General features: G+C 40.4%; 13 protein-coding genes and 2 pseudogenes. 11 read left to right on the top strand and 4 right to left on the bottom strand.

Annotation, left to right across the window (positions count from 1 at the left end; genetic code table 11):
* The coding region (locus tag QM409_RS05645) for a helix-turn-helix domain-containing protein (RefSeq protein WP_414305738.1) at positions 1-532 on the bottom strand (532 nt) is incomplete at its 3' end.
* Between the two features lie 409 nt (positions 533-941).
* Between QM409_RS05645 and QM409_RS05650 the strand changes: the two genes are divergently transcribed.
* The 3 genes and pseudogenes from QM409_RS05650 to QM409_RS05660 form a co-directional block, all read left to right on the top strand.
* Positions 942-1,442, top strand: coding sequence for a modification methylase Sau96I (locus tag QM409_RS05650; RefSeq protein WP_414305304.1), 501 nt, complete (start codon positions 942-944; stop codon positions 1,440-1,442).
* A gap of 3 nt (positions 1,443-1,445) precedes the next feature.
* Positions 1,446-1,907 carry a hypothetical protein gene (locus tag QM409_RS05655; RefSeq protein WP_414305303.1) on the top strand — a complete coding sequence of 154 codons (462 nt, stop codon included), beginning with the start codon at positions 1,446-1,448 and terminating at the stop codon, positions 1,905-1,907.
* 40 nt (positions 1,908-1,947) lie between these two features.
* Positions 1,948-7,975 (top strand): annotated as a pseudogene (locus QM409_RS05660) (Ig-like domain-containing protein); the annotation flags it as partial.
* 178 nt (positions 7,976-8,153) lie between these two features.
* Here the strand turns inward: QM409_RS05660 and QM409_RS05665 are convergent.
* A complete protein-coding gene (locus QM409_RS05665; RefSeq protein ID WP_004269933.1) occupies positions 8,154-8,513 on the bottom strand; it encodes a DUF3397 family protein in 360 nt (119 codons plus the stop codon).
* A 91-nt stretch (positions 8,514-8,604) separates the two neighbouring features.
* On the opposite strand from QM409_RS05665, the gene QM409_RS05670 reads away from it, so the two are divergent.
* From QM409_RS05670 to QM409_RS05695, 6 genes are all read left to right on the top strand, one after another.
* Positions 8,605-9,561 (top strand): TIGR01212 family radical SAM protein, encoded by a 957-nt coding sequence (locus QM409_RS05670; protein ID WP_371508887.1) that lies wholly within the window; start codon positions 8,605-8,607, stop codon positions 9,559-9,561.
* A complete protein-coding gene (locus QM409_RS05675) occupies positions 9,545-10,102 on the top strand; it encodes a class I SAM-dependent methyltransferase (RefSeq protein ID WP_414305302.1) in 558 nt (185 codons plus the stop codon). The genes QM409_RS05670 and QM409_RS05675 overlap by 17 nt, the downstream gene beginning before the upstream one ends.
* Positions 10,095-10,349 carry a hypothetical protein gene (locus QM409_RS05680; RefSeq protein ID WP_000361085.1) on the top strand — a complete coding sequence of 85 codons (255 nt, stop codon included), beginning with the start codon at positions 10,095-10,097 and terminating at the stop codon, positions 10,347-10,349. The genes QM409_RS05675 and QM409_RS05680 overlap by 8 nt, the downstream gene beginning before the upstream one ends.
* Positions 10,350-10,360: 11 nt before the next feature.
* Positions 10,361-12,415: a cation:proton antiporter gene (locus tag QM409_RS05685; RefSeq protein ID WP_414305301.1), complete on the top strand. Its 2,055-nt coding sequence runs from the start codon at positions 10,361-10,363 to the stop codon at positions 12,413-12,415.
* Between the two features lie 132 nt (positions 12,416-12,547).
* Positions 12,548-13,408, top strand: coding sequence for a YihY/virulence factor BrkB family protein (locus QM409_RS05690; protein ID WP_414305300.1), 861 nt, complete (start codon positions 12,548-12,550; stop codon positions 13,406-13,408).
* Positions 13,409-13,533: 125 nt separating this feature from the next.
* A complete protein-coding gene (locus tag QM409_RS05695) occupies positions 13,534-13,737 on the top strand; it encodes a hypothetical protein (protein WP_001127305.1) in 204 nt (67 codons plus the stop codon).
* A gap of 86 nt (positions 13,738-13,823) precedes the next feature.
* Here QM409_RS05695 and QM409_RS05700 read toward each other — a convergent pair.
* Positions 13,824-14,432 (bottom strand): annotated as a pseudogene (locus QM409_RS05700) (hypothetical protein).
* A gap of 131 nt (positions 14,433-14,563) precedes the next feature.
* Between QM409_RS05700 and QM409_RS05705 the strand changes: the two are divergent.
* Positions 14,564-14,761, top strand: a complete 198-nt coding sequence (locus QM409_RS05705) for a hypothetical protein (RefSeq protein ID WP_414305299.1) — start codon at positions 14,564-14,566, stop codon at positions 14,759-14,761.
* A gap of 239 nt (positions 14,762-15,000) precedes the next feature.
* Here the strand turns inward: QM409_RS05705 and queA are convergent, their stop codons facing one another.
* On the bottom strand, positions 15,001-16,029 hold the full coding sequence (gene queA, locus QM409_RS05710; RefSeq protein ID WP_004255765.1) for a tRNA preQ1(34) S-adenosylmethionine ribosyltransferase-isomerase QueA: 1,029 nt from the start codon (positions 16,027-16,029) through the stop codon (positions 15,001-15,003).
* A 150-nt stretch (positions 16,030-16,179) separates the two neighbouring features.
* Between queA and QM409_RS05715 the strand changes: the two genes are divergently transcribed.
* Complete coding sequence (locus QM409_RS05715; protein WP_314846564.1) at positions 16,180-16,887, top strand: glucosamine-6-phosphate deaminase; 708 nt, start codon at positions 16,180-16,182, stop codon at positions 16,885-16,887.
* Positions 16,888-16,915 lie beyond the last annotated feature (28 nt).

Genomic DNA, 16,915 nt, shown 5'->3' on the forward strand with positions numbered 1-16,915 from the left:
AAGGTAGCTTACTTTTCCGTCTCTCTTTAAATTTAACGGCTCTGGCTAGGTCAATAGGAGCGATAGACAGGTAACCTTTTCGGATGTGTCGATAGAGAGTTGAGGAGCTGACATCAAGGTTATGAGTTTTGAGGATATGATAGATGTATTGCCCCTTTTTAATCCCATCAGAAATAATTTTATCCATGTCCCAGAAAGTCTGAGAGTTGAGAGGAGTTCCTTCTCGAGCTTCGACAAGAGTTTGTTCGTACTGTTTTTGAGCTTGTTTAGCTAGGTAGAAGATTTTTTTAAATCCACAATTTTGTCTTCTTTTAGGACATCCATTACAGACAAAGGTAGCCTTATCGAGTAGAGGGCAAGGAAGCTTATCGCATGTAGACTCTCGGACTTGTCTGTTTCGTTTGACTTCTTTGGAAACAGTAGTCGGGTCTTTTAGAATAAGTTGCCCGATAGCTTTGAAGGTTTCACCGCGCTCTAAACCTAGCTGGATGTCATTACGGTCTGAAAGGGTAAGGTGTTTATATTTTGTCATAGTAGATCTCATTTCTAACTCAAACGTCTCACACTTAATTCCACCATAAAAATCCGTTTTAGACTAATTTCCACTTTGGTCAGGCAAGTGGAAGTTACTTTGAGAAGTTACCAAAACAATCAAAAATATTATTTTATATGCTGTAAGTGGTAAGAGTTTTTAGAAAATCAAATAATTCAATATTTTTAGGAGAACAGAGAAATCTGTTCTCTTTTTTGTTCGCTTAAAATTCTATTTAAAAGGAGTTCAACGATGTTAGGATTAGAGATTGTAATGAATTTAGACACGTTAGAAATCTTTGACGTTATCGATCATGATAAGAATGGAAACAGCGAACAAGCGCCTACAACCATCCAGTTAAGCTTATTTGACTCAATGACATGCATTTGACAGAAGGAGATACATTAGGATGGACAGAGAAGCGCTATACAATGAATTAATTCAAAGCGAACCATTAGGTTTCATTGTTCCCTTTTCTGACCTTGGCGAATTCGATCCTCTTCAGCTGAAATTTAAACAACCCGTAAAGGATTTAGTGAATCGATATTCAGGGCAGCCTTACAGTTTGGCCTGGCAACATAAAATTATGGAAATGCGGAAGTTGTTTATTGATTATCAGATAGCATTAAATGAAGAAGATAAGCAGATTAACTTTCAGCGAAGAACAAGAAGCGAAGAGTCCAAAGAACATGCTACTACTATTGTAACAACATATTTGAAGTTGGGATTTAGTTTTAAAGAAATTGAGAAGCGTGTTTCTTTATCTTACAAACAACTTCGTCGAGGATGGAGAAGAAGTGATCACATCATGACAAATAGTCCTGAATTTTATAGCAAAAGGGACTTATCCGAAGGTTACTGTTTACCGAGTAAAAAGCTACCTAAAAGTATGAGAATAAATGAGAGATAGAAAATGGAAATGGGTATCTGTAGACGATGTTCTTGCAACTGGGTTACACCTTGCATCAATGAAAAGTATGGTCCTTGTTGGTGGGTAGATAAAAACAGAACACTGTGTAGTCACTGTTTTTATGGATTTAATGATGAATCTTGTCAGACAAAAGTTTATTACAGACCAGGGCATGATTGGCTTGAGAGAGGTTGGGAATTTGCTTGGGAAATTCTGACAAATTCAAAAAGTCATTGGGTATATGATATGGAACATGATGTGTTGTGTGTGGTTGGTTTAGGAGATCATATTGGAGCCGTTAGATTTATTGTAAAGAACTTTTATGGACTTAATCGTATTTATCGTGAGGAGATTCCTAAATGGCAAGAAATTATTGGGAATAATATGATTTTTTATAATGCAAAGTTTAATGATTCAAAACATTACGCTAGTTCTTTACCTAGAAAGTATAAACATGTGGATTGATATGGATAATAAAATTATTGAGAAGATACAAAATCTCTAATTGGTTACTCGTGTATATCGTGACGGTCAGTTTGTGGATGCTAAGAAAGACCTGTTTGGTTATCGTTACTATAACTGGACACCAAATGAAGGTTTCTCTTTGAATGGTGAACGCATTAAATTTCATGGAGTTTCCTTGCACCATGACCACGGAGCGCTTGGAGCAGAAGAAAACTATAAAGCTGAGTACCGTAGACTGAAACAGATGAAGGAAATGGGAGTGAATTCGATTCGTACTACTCACAACCCAGCAAGTCCTCAGACTTTACAGATTGCAGCTGAACTTGGCTTACTTGTTCAAGAAGAGGTCTTTGATACTTGGTATGGCGGAAAGAAACCTTATGACTATGGACGTTTCTTTGAAAAAGATGCTACCCATCCTGAGGCTAAAAAAGGTGAAAAATGGTCCGACTACGATCTACGTACTATGGTAGAGAGACAAAAATAATCCTGCTGTTTTTATGTGGTCAATCGGTAATGAAATCGGTGAAGCTAATGGTGATGCTCACTCACTAGCTACAGTAAAGCGTTTGGTCAAGGTTATTAAAGACGTTGATAAGACACGCTACGTTACTATGGGAGCAGATAAGTTCCGTTTCGGTAATGGTAGTGGTGGACATGAGAAAATTGCCGAAGAATTAGATGCTGTTGGCTTTAACTACTCTGAAGATAACTATAAAGCTCTTCGAGCTAAGCATCCAAAATGGTTGATTTATGGTTCTGAAATCTCTTCAGCAACTCGTACTCGTGGTAGTTATTATCATCCTGAATGTGAATTGAAACATAGTAATGGACATGAACGTAATTACGAACAGTCAGACTACGGTAATGACAGAGTCGGCTGGGGTAAAACAGCTACAGATTTATGGACTTTTGACCGAGACAATGCTGGCTATGCTGGTCAATTTATCTGGACTGGGACAGACTATATTGGGGAGTCAACACCTTGGCATAACCAAAACCACACGCCAGTTAAGAGTTCATACTTTGGTATTGTAGATACTGCAGGTATTCCAAAACATGACTTCTATCTCTACCAAAGTCAATGGGTTTCAGTTAAAAAGAAACCAATGGTCCATCTTCTTCCTCACTGGAACTGGGAAAATGAAGAGTTAGCATCAAAAGTAGCTGATTCAGAATGCAAGATTCCAGTTCGTGCTTATTCGAATGCTTCTAGTGTAGAATTGTTCTTAAATGGCCAGTCTCTAGGAGAGAAGAAATTTAACAAAAAGCAAACTAGCGATAGAAGAACATACCAAGAGGGAGCTAATGCTAAAGAGCTTTATCTCGAGTGGAAGGTTGCTTATAAACTAGGTACCTTGGAAGCAATTGCTCGTGATGAATCTGGCAAGGAAATTGCTCGAGATAAGATTACGACTGCTGGTAAGCCAGCGGCTGTTCGTCTTATCAAGGAAGACCATGCAATCGCAGCAGATGGAAAAGACTTGACATACATCTACTACGAAATCGTTGACAGCCAAGGGAATGTAGTACCAACTGCCAATAATCTGGTTCGCTTCCAATTGCACGGACAAGGTCAACTTGTCGGTGTCGATAACGGGGAACAAGCCAGCCGTGAACGCTATAAGGCGCAAGCAGATGGTTCTTGGATTCGTAAAGCCTTTAATGGTAAAGGTGTTGCCATTGTCAAATCAACTGAACAAGCAGGTAAATTCACACTGACAGCCCATTCAGATCTCTTGAAATCAAGTCAAGTAACTGTCTTTACTGGTAAAAAAGAAGGACAAGAAAAGACTGTTTTAGGGACAGAAGTAGCAAGAGTTCGTACATTAATTGGTAAAGATCCAAAAATGCCGAAAACAGTAGGTTTTGTATACAGCGATGGTAGTCGTGAAAAACTTCCAGTAACTTGGTCTCAAGTCGATGTTAGTCAAGCAGGAGTTGTGACTGCTAAAGGTACAGCAAATGGACGTGAGGTAGAGGCTCGTGTCGAGGTTCTAGCAATTGCGAAAGAATTACCAACAGTTAAACGTGTTGCTCCAGGAGCAGACTTGAACACTGTAGATAAATATGTGTCAATACTTGTAACCGATGGAAGTGTACAAGAGTATGAAGTAGATAGATGGGAGATTGCGGAAGCAGATAAAGCCAAACTTTCAGTAGCTGGATCACGTATTCAAATGACTGGTCAGTTAGCTGGAGAAACTATTCATGCAACCCTTGTGGTAGAAGAAGGAAATTCTGCAGCACCTGTAGTGCCAACTGTTACTGTTGGTGGTGAGGCAGTAACAGGCCTTACTAGTCAACAACCAATGCAATATCGTACTCTAGCTTATGGAGCCCAATTGCCAGAAGTCACAGCAAGTGCTGAAAATGCTGATGTTACAGTTCTTCAAGCAAGCGCAGCAAACGGCATGCGTGCGAGCATCTTTGTTCAGCCTAAAGATGGTGGCCCACTTCAAACCTATGCAATTCAATTCCTAGAAGAAGCACCAAAAATTGACCATTTGAACTTGCAAGTGGAACAAGCTGACGGTCTTAAAGAAGACCAAACAGTCAAATTGTCGGTTCGAGCTTACTATCAAGATGGAACGCAAGCTGTATTACCAGCTGATAAAGTAACCTTCTCTACAAGCGGTGAAGGGGAAGTTGCAGTCCGAAAAGGAATGCTTGAGTTGCATAAACCAGGAGCAGTCACTCTGAAAGCTGAATATGAGGGTGCTACAGGTCAAATCTATCTCACGATTCAGGCCAATACTGAGACGAAGGTTGCGCAATCTATCCGTCCAGTAAACGTAGTAACTGACTTGCATCAAGAACCTACTCTTCCGTCAACAGTAACGGTTGAGTATGACAAAGGTTTCCCTAAAACTCACAAAGTCACATGGCAATCTATTCTAAAAGAAAAACTAGACCACTATCAAAGCTTTGAAGTGCTAGGTAAAGTTGAAGGAATTGACTTGGAAGCGCGTGCTAAAGTATCTGTAGAAGGCATCGTTTCAGTTGAAGAAGTTAGTGTGACAACACCAATCGCAGAAGTACCACAATTACCAGAAAGCGTTCGTACATATGATTCAAATGGTCATGTTTCATCAGCTAAGGTTGCATGGGAAGCGATTCGTCCAGAGCAATACGCTAAGGAAGGTGTCTTTACAGTTAATGGTCGCTTAGAAGGTACTCAATTAACAACTAAACTTCATGTTCGAGTATCTGCTCAAACTGAGCAAGGTGCAAACATTTCTGACCAATGGACCGGTTCAGAATTGCCACTTGCCTTTGCTTCAGACTCAAATCCAACCGACCCTGTTTCAAATGTCAACGATAAATTGATTTCCTTTAATGACCGACCAGCCAATCGTTGGACAAACTGGAATCGTAGTAATCCAGAAGCTTCAGTCGGTGTTCTGTTTGGAGATTCAGGTATCTTGAGCAAACGCTCCGTTGATAATCTAAGTGTCGGATTCCACGAAGACCATGGGGTTGGTGCACCGAAATCTTATGTGATTGAGTATTATGTTGGTAAGACTGTTCCAACAGCTCCTAAGAATCCTAGCTTTGTAGGCAATGAGGACCATGTCTTTAACGATCCTGCAAACTGGAAAGAGGTAAGCAATCTCAAAGCTCCAGCACAACTCAAGGCTGGAGAAATGAACCACTTTAGCTTTGATAAAGTTGAAACCTATGCTGTACGTATTCGTATGATAAGGGCAGACAACAAACTTGGAACTTCTATCACAGAAGTACAAATCTTTGCGAAACAAGTTGCGGCAGCCAAAAAAGGACAAACAAGAATCCAAGTTGACGGCAAAGACTTAGCAAACTTCAACCCTGATTTGACAGACTACTACCTTGAGTCTGTAGATGGAAAAGTTCCTGCAGTCACAGCAAGTGTTAGCAACAATGGTCTCGCTACCGTCGTTCCAAGCGTTCGTGAAGGTGAGCCAGTTCGTGTCATCGCGAAAGCTGAAAATGGCGACATCTTAGGAGAATACCGTCTGCACTTCACTAAGGATAAAGACTTACTTTCTCGTAAACCAGTTGCTGCGGTTAAACAAGCTCGCTTGCTACAAGTAGGGCAACCTCTTGAATTGCCGACTAAGGTTCCTGTATACTTCACAGGTAAAGACGGCTACGAAACAAAAGACCTGACAGTTGAATGGGAAGAAGTTCCAGCAGAAAATCTGACAAAAGCAGGTCAATTTACTGTTCGAGGCCGTATCCTTGGTAGCGACCTCGTTGCAGAATTCTCTGTACGAGTGACAGACAAACTTGGTGAAGCTCTTTCAAATAACCCAGAGTATGATGAAAATAGTAACCGCGCCTTTGCTTCAGCCACTAACGACATTGATAGAAACTCCCATGACCGTGTGGACTATCTCAATGACGGAAATCATTCAGAAAATCGTCGTTGGACAAACTGGTCTCCAACACCATCTTCTAATTCAGAAGTATCAGCAGGTGTGATCTTCCGTGAAAATGGTAAGATTGTCGAACGGACTGTTGCGCAAGCCAAACTTCACTTCTTTGCAGATAGTGGTACGGATGCGCCTTCTAAACTTGTTTTAGAGCGCTATGTCGGTCCAGACTTTGAAGTGCCAACCTACTATTCAAACTACCAAGCATACGAATCTGGACATCCATTTAACAATCCAGAAAATTGGGAAGCTGTTCCTTATCGTGCGGATAAAGACATTGCAGCTGGTGATGAAATCAACGTAACATTTAAAGCTGTCAAAGCTAAAGCCATGAGATGGCGTATGGAGCGTAAAGCAGATAAGAGCGGTGTTGCGATGATTGAGATGACCTTCCTTGCACCAAGTGAATTGCCTCAAGAAAGTACTCAATCGAAGATTCTTGTAGATGGAAAAGAACTTCCTGATTTCGCTGAAAATCGTCAAGATTATCAAATTACCTATAAAGGTCAACGTCCAAAAGTCTCAGTTGAAGAAACCAATCAAGTAGCTTCAACAGTTGTAGATAGTGGAGAAGACAGCCTTCCAGTACTTGTTCGCCTCGTTTCAGAAAGTGGAAAACAAGTTAAGGAATACCGTATCCAGTTGACTAAGGAAAAACCAGTTTCTGAGAAGACAGTTGCTGCTGTACAGGAGGAACTTCCAAAACTTGAATTGGTTGAAAAAGACTTGGCCTACAAGACAGTTGAGAAAAAAGATTCAACACTGTATCTAGGTGAGACTCGTGTAAAACAAGAAGGAAAAGTTGGTAAGGAACGTATCTTTACAGCAATTAATTCTGATGGAAGTAAGGAAGAAAAACTCCATGAAGTGGTAGAGGCACCGACAGACCGCATCGTCTTGGTTGGAACGAAACCAGGCACCGCCCTTCCAGAAGATGAAGTGAAGAATCTTGTCCTTAACAGACCAGAACTTGTAGTCGAAGAAGAAACAATTGATTTCAAGGTTCAGGAACGTAAGTCTGATAAGTTGTATCTAGGTGAAACCCGTGTTCTTCAAGAAGGAAAACAAGGAGTCCGTGTTCGCTTGATTGAAGTGGAAAACGGAAAACGCCAACTTAAAGAAACTTATGATAAAGTTGTTGCTCAAGCTCGTATCCTAGAAATTGGAACGAAACCAGGCACCTCTCTTCCAGAAGACGAAGTTAAGAATCTTGTGCTTAACAGACCAGAACTTGTAATTGAAGAAGAAACAATCAATTTCAAAGTTCAGGAACAAAAGAACGATAAACTTCCAGTAGGTCAAACTCGAGTCCTCCAAGAAGGAAGACAAGGAGTCCGTGTTCACTTGATCGAGGTTGAAAATGGTAAGCGAACTGAGAAGGATAGCTATGATAAAGTTATGGCTCAGGATCGCATCGTAGAAGTCGGTATGGCTGGTGAAGCAACTAAACCAGTACAGCCGGTAGATACAAAACCACAAGTGTCAGAAAAAGCAGCTACAAAACCAATTGATTCAAGTGAAGCTAGTCAAGCTCAAAAAGAACAGTTACCAAATACAGGTAGTGCGGCAAGCCAAGAAGCAGTAGCGGCAGGTTTAGCTCTTCTATGTTTGAGTGCAGGATTAGTAGCCACTAAAGGTAAAAAAGAAGACTAGAAATTTTGATACTTTCGTTATCATTAAAGAGTGGAGAGAAACTCTTGTCTTAGATAGAAGATAAATCCCTTAGAATACCAGTTTCTAAGGGATTTTCTTTGTATAAAATTGTATAGTGTTATTGTCATCCTATTTTGTAGAGAAAGCAAAAATCCCTAGAAAATGTTTAGGGATTCGATTATTTCATTAAGAACAATTCAACAATCATCTCGATATACATGACAAGGGTTAATAAGAATCCTGCACGCCAGAAGAATTTGATGAATTTAGGATAGTAAAAGCTGCGTTTTTTCAAAAGGAAGAAAAAAACAAGAATAATGGCTAGGAGTGAGAGGGCTAGGCCTAGTCTAGGGAGGAAATTATGGGTAAAGGTTTTAGCTGTGATTAGGTAGTACTCAAATACCAAGACTGGAAAAGCCAAATCCGCAAAGTTTCGTCCTAGTTTTTTTAATCTAAAAAGTTTGGTTATGATAATGCAGACTACTAAGGTCAGTATCAATAATAAAATAGATGCTAATTTCATTAAAATCATATCCATATTGTATCATAAAAAGTCGCTAAAGGAAATGAGAAACAGAGGAATTTATAGGAAAGTCAGGCTTTTGAGATTGTGGGTGTTTTTTGTTATAATGAAAGTTATGAAATCTTATAATACCTTGAATGATTATTATCGGAAACTCTTTGGAGAAAAGACTTTTAAAGTCCCTATTGATGCGGGGTTTGACTGTCCCAATCGTGATGGGACTGTGGCTCATGGAGGCTGTACTTTTTGTACGGTTTCAGGTTCTGGAGATGCTATCGTAGCACCGGACGCGCCTATTCGTGAGCAATTTTATAAGGAAATTGACTTTATGCACCGTAAGTGGCCGGATGTTCAAAAGTATCTGGTTTATTTTCAAAATTTTACCAACACCCATGAAAAGCTGGAAGTCATCCGAGAGCGCTATGAGCAGGCTATCAATGAGCCAGGTGTAGTAGGAATCAATATCGGAACGCGCCCAGATTGTTTACCAGACGAAACTATCGAATATTTGGCTGAGTTGTCGGAACGCATGCATGTGACAGTTGAATTGGGCTTGCAGACCACTTATGAAGCAACCTCTGATCTGATTAACCGTGCCCATTCCTATGAGTTGTACGTGGAAACGGTCAAGCGTTTGAGAAAGTATCCCAAGATTGAGATTGTTTCCCATCTGATCAATGGACTTCCTGGTGAAACCCATGAGATGATGATTGAAAATGTCCGTCGCTGTGTCACGGATAACGATATTCAAGGGATTAAACTGCATTTGCTTCACCTGATGACCAATACGCGTATGCAACGTGATTACCACGAAGGACGCTTGCAACTGATGAGCCAGGACGAATATGTCAAGGTTATCTGTGACCAATTGGAGATCATTCCCAAGCATATCGTCATCCATCGAATCACAGGAGATGCACCTAGGGATATGCTGATTGGTCCTATGTGGAGCCTCAATAAATGGGAAGTCCTCAACAGCATTGAGATGGAGATGAGACGTCGTGGAAGTGTTCAAGGATGCAAGGCTGTAAAACAGGAGTTTGAAAATGAAAAGACCACTTGAGATGGCACATGATTTTTTGGCTGAGGTTGTAACTCAGGACGATATCGTAGTGGATGCGACTATGGGAAATGGCCATGACACGCTTTTTTTAGCCAAGCTAGCCAAGCAAGTCTATGCCTTTGATATTCAGGAACAAGCCTTGGAAAAGACCCAAGAGCGTTTGCATCAAGCTGGCTTGACAAATGCCCAATTAATCTTGCAAGGTCATGAGACACTGGACCAGTTTGTGACAGAAGTCAAGGCAGGAATTTTTAATCTGGGCTATTTGCCGTCTGCTGATAAGTCTGTCATCACCAGACCTCATACAACTATTGAAGCATTAGAAAAGCTGTGTCATTTGCTTGTCAAAGGGGGACGGATTGCTATCATGATCTACTATGGTCATGAAGGAGGCGACCTCGAGAGGAATGCTGTCTTGAATTTTGTCAGTCAGTTGAACCAACAAGAGTACACAGCTGCCATTTACCGAACTTTAAACCAAGTCAACAACCCACCATTTTTAGTAATGATTGAAAAATTAGAGAGATATAGACATGGATAAACAATATCTACGTGAAAAGCTGGATGCCATGCGCCAGAATTTTGTTGAATCAACCCACCACGAACGAGCAGTGGGTGTGTTAGACCAAGCGCATATGAGCAAAAAAATGCTTAAAATCAAGAAAAAATTAGTTGCTCTTGAAATGGAACGGTGCCAGAGAAAAATTGAGCACAAGGATTGTTCCAAGATTGACCAAAAAATCAAAGAGCAGAAGGAGATATTTGAATCCTGTTGTAAAAAAGATTAAGGAGGACGTGCGTGGAATTACTGATTTACCTCATCCTATTTTTACTGGTCTTGATTGTCTCAAGTACAACCAATAAGCTCCTGCCCTTTTTGCCTCTCCCTTTGGTGCAAATTCTTTTGGGAATTGTGATTGGTCTCTTTTTACCCAATACCGACTTTCACCTCAATACAGAGTTGTTTTTGGCACTGGTTATTGGACCCTTGCTTTTCCGAGAGTCGGAGGAAGCAGATATTACGGCTATTTTAAAACACTGGCGAATCATTGTTTATCTCATATTTCCAGTGATTTTCATCTCGACCCTGAGTTTGGGTGGCTTGGCCCACCTTCTTTGGTTCAGCCTTCCTTTGGCAGCTTGCTTGGCTGTTGGGGCAGCTCTTGGCCCTACGGACTTGGTGGCTTTTGCTTCTCTTTCGGAGCGGTTTAGCTTTCCTAAGCGCGTGTCTAATATCCTTAAAGGTGAAGGACTTTTGAATGATGCTTCTGGCTTGGTTGCCTTTCAGGTAGTTTTGACAGCTTGGACAACTGGAGCCTTTTCCCTTGGGCAAGCGAGTAGTTCGCTCATCTTTTCAATCCTAGGCGGTTTTTTGATTGGCTTTTTAACAGCCATGACCAACCGTTTCCTCCATGGTTTCTTGCTAAGTGTGAGAGCAACGGATATTGCCAGCGAACTTTTATTAGAATTGAGTTTGCCCCTGGTGACCTTCTTCCTGGCAGAAGAAGTACACGTTTCTGGGATTATTGCCGTTGTAGTTGCTGGGATTTTAAAGGCAAGCCGTTTTAAGAAAATTACGCTCCTCGAAGCCCAAGTGGATACGGTGACCGAGACGGTCTGGCATACAGTGAACTTTATGCTGAACGGTTCTGTCTTTGTGATTTTAGGGATGGAGTTGGAAATGATAGCAGAACCTATCTTGACCAATCCAATCTATAATCCTCTGCTCTTGCTGGTATCTCTTGTCGCTCTTACCTTTGTCCTCTTTGCCATTCGTTTTGTCATGATTTATGGCTATTATGCCTATAGGACTAGACGTCTCAAGAAAAAGCTAAATAAATATATGAAGGACATGCTTCTCTTAACCTTCTCAGGTGTTAAGGGAACGGTGTCGATTGCTACGCTCCTGCTGATACCAAGTAATCTAGAACAGGAGTATCCTCTCTTGCTTTTCCTTGTCGCAGGTGTGACGCTAGTAAGCTTTTTAACAGGCCTCGTGGTCTTGCCTCATCTTTCTGATGAACAGGAAGAAAGCAGGGACTATCTCATGCATATCGCCATTTTGAATGAAGTAACGATAGAGTTGGAAAAAGAGTTGGAAGACACTAGAAATAAACTTCCCCTCTATGCGGCTATTGACAATTATCATGGACGTATTGAGAATCTCATCCTGAGTCAAGAAAATAAGGGGGCTCAAGAAGACTGGGAGGCCTTGAAACTTCTTATCCTCAGTATTGAAAGTGATGGTTTAGAGCAGGCTTACGAAGAGGACAAGATGAGTGAGCGTGCCTATCGAGTCTACCAACGTTATCTGAAAAACATGGAACAAGGTATCAATCGCAAGTTTGCTTCACGATTGACCTATTATTTCCTTGTTTCCTTGCGGATTTTACGTTTTCTCCTTCACGAAGTCTTTACCTTAGGCAAGACTTTTCGCAGTTGGAGAAATGAAGAATCACAGAAACTTAGAGCCCTTGACTATGATCAAATTGCAGAGCTCTATCTAGAAAATACAGAGATGATTATCGAAAGTTTGGAGAACCTTAAAGGGGTTTACAAGAGTTCTTTAATCAGTTTCATGCAGGATTCTCGTCTCCGAGAAACAGCTATTATTACCAGTGGTGCCTTTGTCGAACGGGTTATCAACCGTGTTAAGCCCAACAATATCGATGAAATGCTGAGAGGCTATTATCTGGAGCGCAAGTTGATTTTCGAATATGAAGAAAAACGATTGATTACGACCAAGTATGCCAAGAAGTTACGACAAAATGTGAATAACTTAGAGAACTATTCTCTGAAGGAAGCTGCCAATACCCTGCCTTATGATATGGTGGAATTGGTAAGAAGAAATTAGTTAATACTCTTCGAAAATCTCTTCAAACCACGTCAGCGTCGCCTTACCGTACTCAAGTACAGCTTGCGGCTAGCTTCCTAGTTTGCTCTTTGATTTTCATTGAGTATAAGATTGTAAGTGAAGGAGTGTGACATGAAAAAGTGGTGGAAAGAGCTGATAGATAAGCCTTTATTAAAAGCTTTTTTGCATTATTATCAAGCATCAGATAGTGAGTTGACCAGTGTCGCAGTAGCCTACTATTGGTTGATTTCGATTTTTCCCCTGCTTTTGGTGGTGGTTAATATCCTCCCTTATTTTCAGATTCCAGTTTCTAATTTTTTAAAGGTTGTCAATGAATTTTTGCCAGATACAGTCTATGATGTGGTCGCAAAGATTATTACAGAAGTGCTGACCCAACCTTCAACGGGTTTATTGAGTTTTGCGGTTTTGTCAGCCCTCTGGACCTTTTCAAAATCCATGAATTTCCTACAGAAAGCCTTTAATAAAGCCTACGGAGTAGCAAAAAATCGTGGAATGATTTCCCATCAACTCATGAGTTTATTTGTCAGTTTTGGCTTGCAGATTCTCTTTGCTCTAGCTCTTTTTCTAAGTGTCTTTGGTCGCATGCTCCTCAACCTTATCAAAAGTTACTGGAAATCGGATAGTCCTCTCTTTGATTATCTGCAAGACCTAACAGGTCCCTTGGTCTATGCTTTGATTTTTGCAATCTTGGTCATGCTTTATTATTTCCTGCCCAATGTTAAGGTCCGACGGATTCGCTATGTGTTGCCAGGTAGTGTCTTTGTCTTGTTGACTCTGGTCTTACTGCTCAATATCTTTTCAGTCTATATTAACAATTATGTCAATCGCCTAGTGGACGTGCGTTTTTTCAGTTCCGTCGTCGTGGTGGTCATGATGTTCTGGTTTATTCTCATCGCTAAGATTTTGATTGTCGGCGCGGTTATCAATGCCAGTGTTCAGAGTTTGAAAGATCCGAGCTTTAGAATAAATTAATTCATTTTTTATCCATAACAAAACGCATAACATGAAAATTCCACGAGGTCAACTATAGTCAGAAAGCTGAACAACAAGCCAAAACGCCCCAAAAAGGCGGCAAAAAGCAAGCACCTGCAAGCAACGTGCCGAAATGGTCAAATCCTGATTATGTCAACGAATTAGACCCAAAAATCGTTGATATGCTAGTAGAATTTCACAAGTCACAAGGCACTTTGGAAACTCCCGAGGCGCAAGCAGAAATCGCCCAAAAACGTGAAGAAATCGAGCAAAGGAGAGCTGAGCTTGAGGATAAAAAACAAGAGCTTTTGAACCGCTTGAACAAATAGAGTTTCGCAAGTATTATGCTTACAAATTACTTGAGCAATTAACTAAAATATAAACCCTGCCTTTATATCTAGGCAGGGTTTATATTTTAGAAATTCACGTAGGTTGTTTCGGTTTTTACATACCCAGTATAGTCTGAGTTTCTATAGTATTCAGTGATAAACTTCCATTTTCTTTGAGCAACATGGATATAAGTACTTGTTATGTAGTATGGATATGGGCTTTGTGAATCCAAGTAAGACTGATAAGCTTGTATACCAAAATATGCTCCACCAATTATTGTACCCCATGGACCCCCCAATAGAGCACCTATCTTACCAATCATATAACTTATTCCAGCACCAATCATGAAGTTAGCGAATGTGTTGGCTTCTTTATTCCCATGTATTGTGTTGACGTAATTCCAAACATTAGGATCGTATGATCTAAAAGATATATTTAGATCGATTTCATTCTTTTGATAAGCCATATAAAATGACCCATTGATATAGACGCCATCAGCACGTCGTTCAATAGTGTCTACATTTCCATTTGGATTGACCACCTCAAGAACTTCATCACTTTAAATATTTACTTGCGTATCTCCGAACCGCACTGATGAGCCATTCTCAAACTGAGCCTCACCAGATACAACTTTAGAGTTTGCCGATAAGCTATCATCAGCAAAAACAACAAGCGACGGGGAAATGCTAGACATACAGAAAACAGACATAACTAGCAAACACATGCATTTAAACATCTTAGACATAACGGAAACTCCTTTGTATTTTTGATTTTTTTCAACTTTTGTTATACAATAAAACCAAATAAAAAGAAAGCGGTAACAATATGCTTAATGCGAAAATTTTTTATATATTTTTATTTTTGATCGTTGTCGAAACTACAGGCTTGTTGTTGTTGAAAAACGGTCTTGAAAGAGGTTATTTAGATACAGGAGCTATCATCCTTGCAGTTTTTTCATTTGCTTTTTACAACCTATGTTCATTCGGTTGGGTCTACTTTACAATAAAAAACCATAAAAAATAAATAGACGTATTTTCAAAAAAAGATTACATATTTATCTTGGTAAAACGACGATTTAAATCGTCGTTTTTTTGTATAACTCCCCCTGAAATTTATTTTAATTATGCAAATTTCACGTATTTTTGGTGCTGAGACAATGATTCTGAGAGCTTTTCAGACTTTTTTGCGACTGTCTAATCATTAGAAAAGCTTAGAGCACCAAAGGATAATACCTGATAATATGCGCTTTTTGATTGTGAAAATTAGTAGATAAACATGGCATCGCCAAAACTAAAGAAGCGGTAGTGTTCTTGGATAGCATGGTGGTAGGCATCTAAGACTAATTCGCGACCTGCAAAGGCAGAAACCAACATGACCAGAGTTGATTTTGGCAGGTGGAAGTTGGTTGAGAAGGCATCCACGACCTTCCATTCATAGCCAGGTTTGATAAAGATATTGGTCCAGCCAGAATCTGCTTGGATTTGTCCATCAAACTTGGAACCAATAGTTTCCAAGGTGCGGATAGAAGTGGTTCCGACAGCAATAACACGACCACCATTTTCCTTAACAGAGCGAAGAGTGGCAGCCGCTTCCTCAGAAAGTTGGTAGAATTCTGAGTGCATTTCATGTTCGTCCAGATTGTCAACAGAAACTGGTCTAAAGGTTCCGAGCCCGACATGAAGAGTCAGATAAACCAGATGAACTCCTTTAGCTTGGATTTCTGCCAGCAGTTCTTTGGTAAAGTGCAGTCCAGCAGTAGGTGCTGCAGCAGAGCCACTTTCCTTGGCGTAAACGGTTTGATAACGTTCACGGTCATCCAGTTTTTCGTGGATATAAGGTGGTAATGGCATTTCTCCCAGACTTTCCAAAACTTCTAGGAAAATTCCTTGGTATTCAAAGCGGACAATGCGGCCCCCGTGGGTCAATTCTTCCGTAACGACAGCGCTGAGGCGACCATCACCAAAGCTGACACGAGTACCAATCTTGAGGCGTTTGGCAGGTTTAGCCAGAACTTCCCACTCATCCCCAGCAGTATTTTTGAGTAGGAGCAGTTCCACATGGCCTCCTGTTTCTTCCTTTTGACCATAGAGGCGGGCAGGTAGAACGCGGGTGTCGTTCATGACAAGGGCATCACCAGGTTCCAGCATATCAATAATAGAGTGGAAGTGTTTATCCTGCATTTCTCCCGTTTCACGATTGACGATGAGGAGTTTAGAGGCATCTCGTTTTTCAAGGGGTGTTTGGGCAATCAATTCCTCAGGTAAGTGGAAATCAAAATCAGCTGTATTCATATATCTGTTCATTCTTTCTAAGTTCTAATCTTATCCATTATAACATGTTTCAAGTTTGGACGCTCTTTTTTTGAAAATTAAATCGTTTTCACTTGACAAAAATTGGTCTATACCATATAATAAATATAGATTGAAACGGAGGATAAAAAGATGAAAGTTATTAAAGTTGAAAACCAAATCGAAGGTGGAAAAGTTGCTTTTGAGATTTTGAAGGAAAAATTGGCCAATGGAGCTCAAACACTAGGACTTGCGACAGGAAGTAGCCCACTTGAATTTTACAAGGAAATTGTTGAGAGTGACCTTGATTTTTCAAATCTAATCAGTGTCAACCTTGATGAGTATGTAGGACTTGATGGAGACAATCCACAGTCTTATCGTTACTTCATGCAAGAAAACTTGTTCAACCAAAAACCATTTAAAGAAAGTTTCTTGCCTCGTGGGGTTAAGGATCATGCTGAAGCTGAAGTTGAACGCTACAACCAAATTTTGGCTGACCATCCAGTGGATCTTCAAATCTTGGGAATCGGTCGCAATGGACATATCGGCTTTAATGAGCCTGGTACTCCATTTGACAGTCAAACACATCTAGTAGAACTTGACCAGTCTACTATCGAAGCCAATGCGCGCTTCTTTGACAAGATTGAAGATGTTCCAACTCAAGCCATTTCAATGGGAATTAAAAACATCTTGGATGCCAAGTCAATTATTCTCTTTGCTTACGGTGAGTCGAAAGCAGAAGCCATTGCTGGAACAGTATCAGGCCCAGTGACTGAGCACCTCCCAGCAAGTAGCCTACAAAACCACCCTGATGTGACGATTATTGCAGATGCTGAGGCACTAAGCTTACTTGAAAAGTAAAAATACAAGAACCACTTGCTCTTTGGAG

Source organism: Streptococcus mitis, assembly GCF_047465045.1.
GTDB lineage: Bacteria > Bacillota > Bacilli > Lactobacillales > Streptococcaceae > Streptococcus > Streptococcus mitis_DT.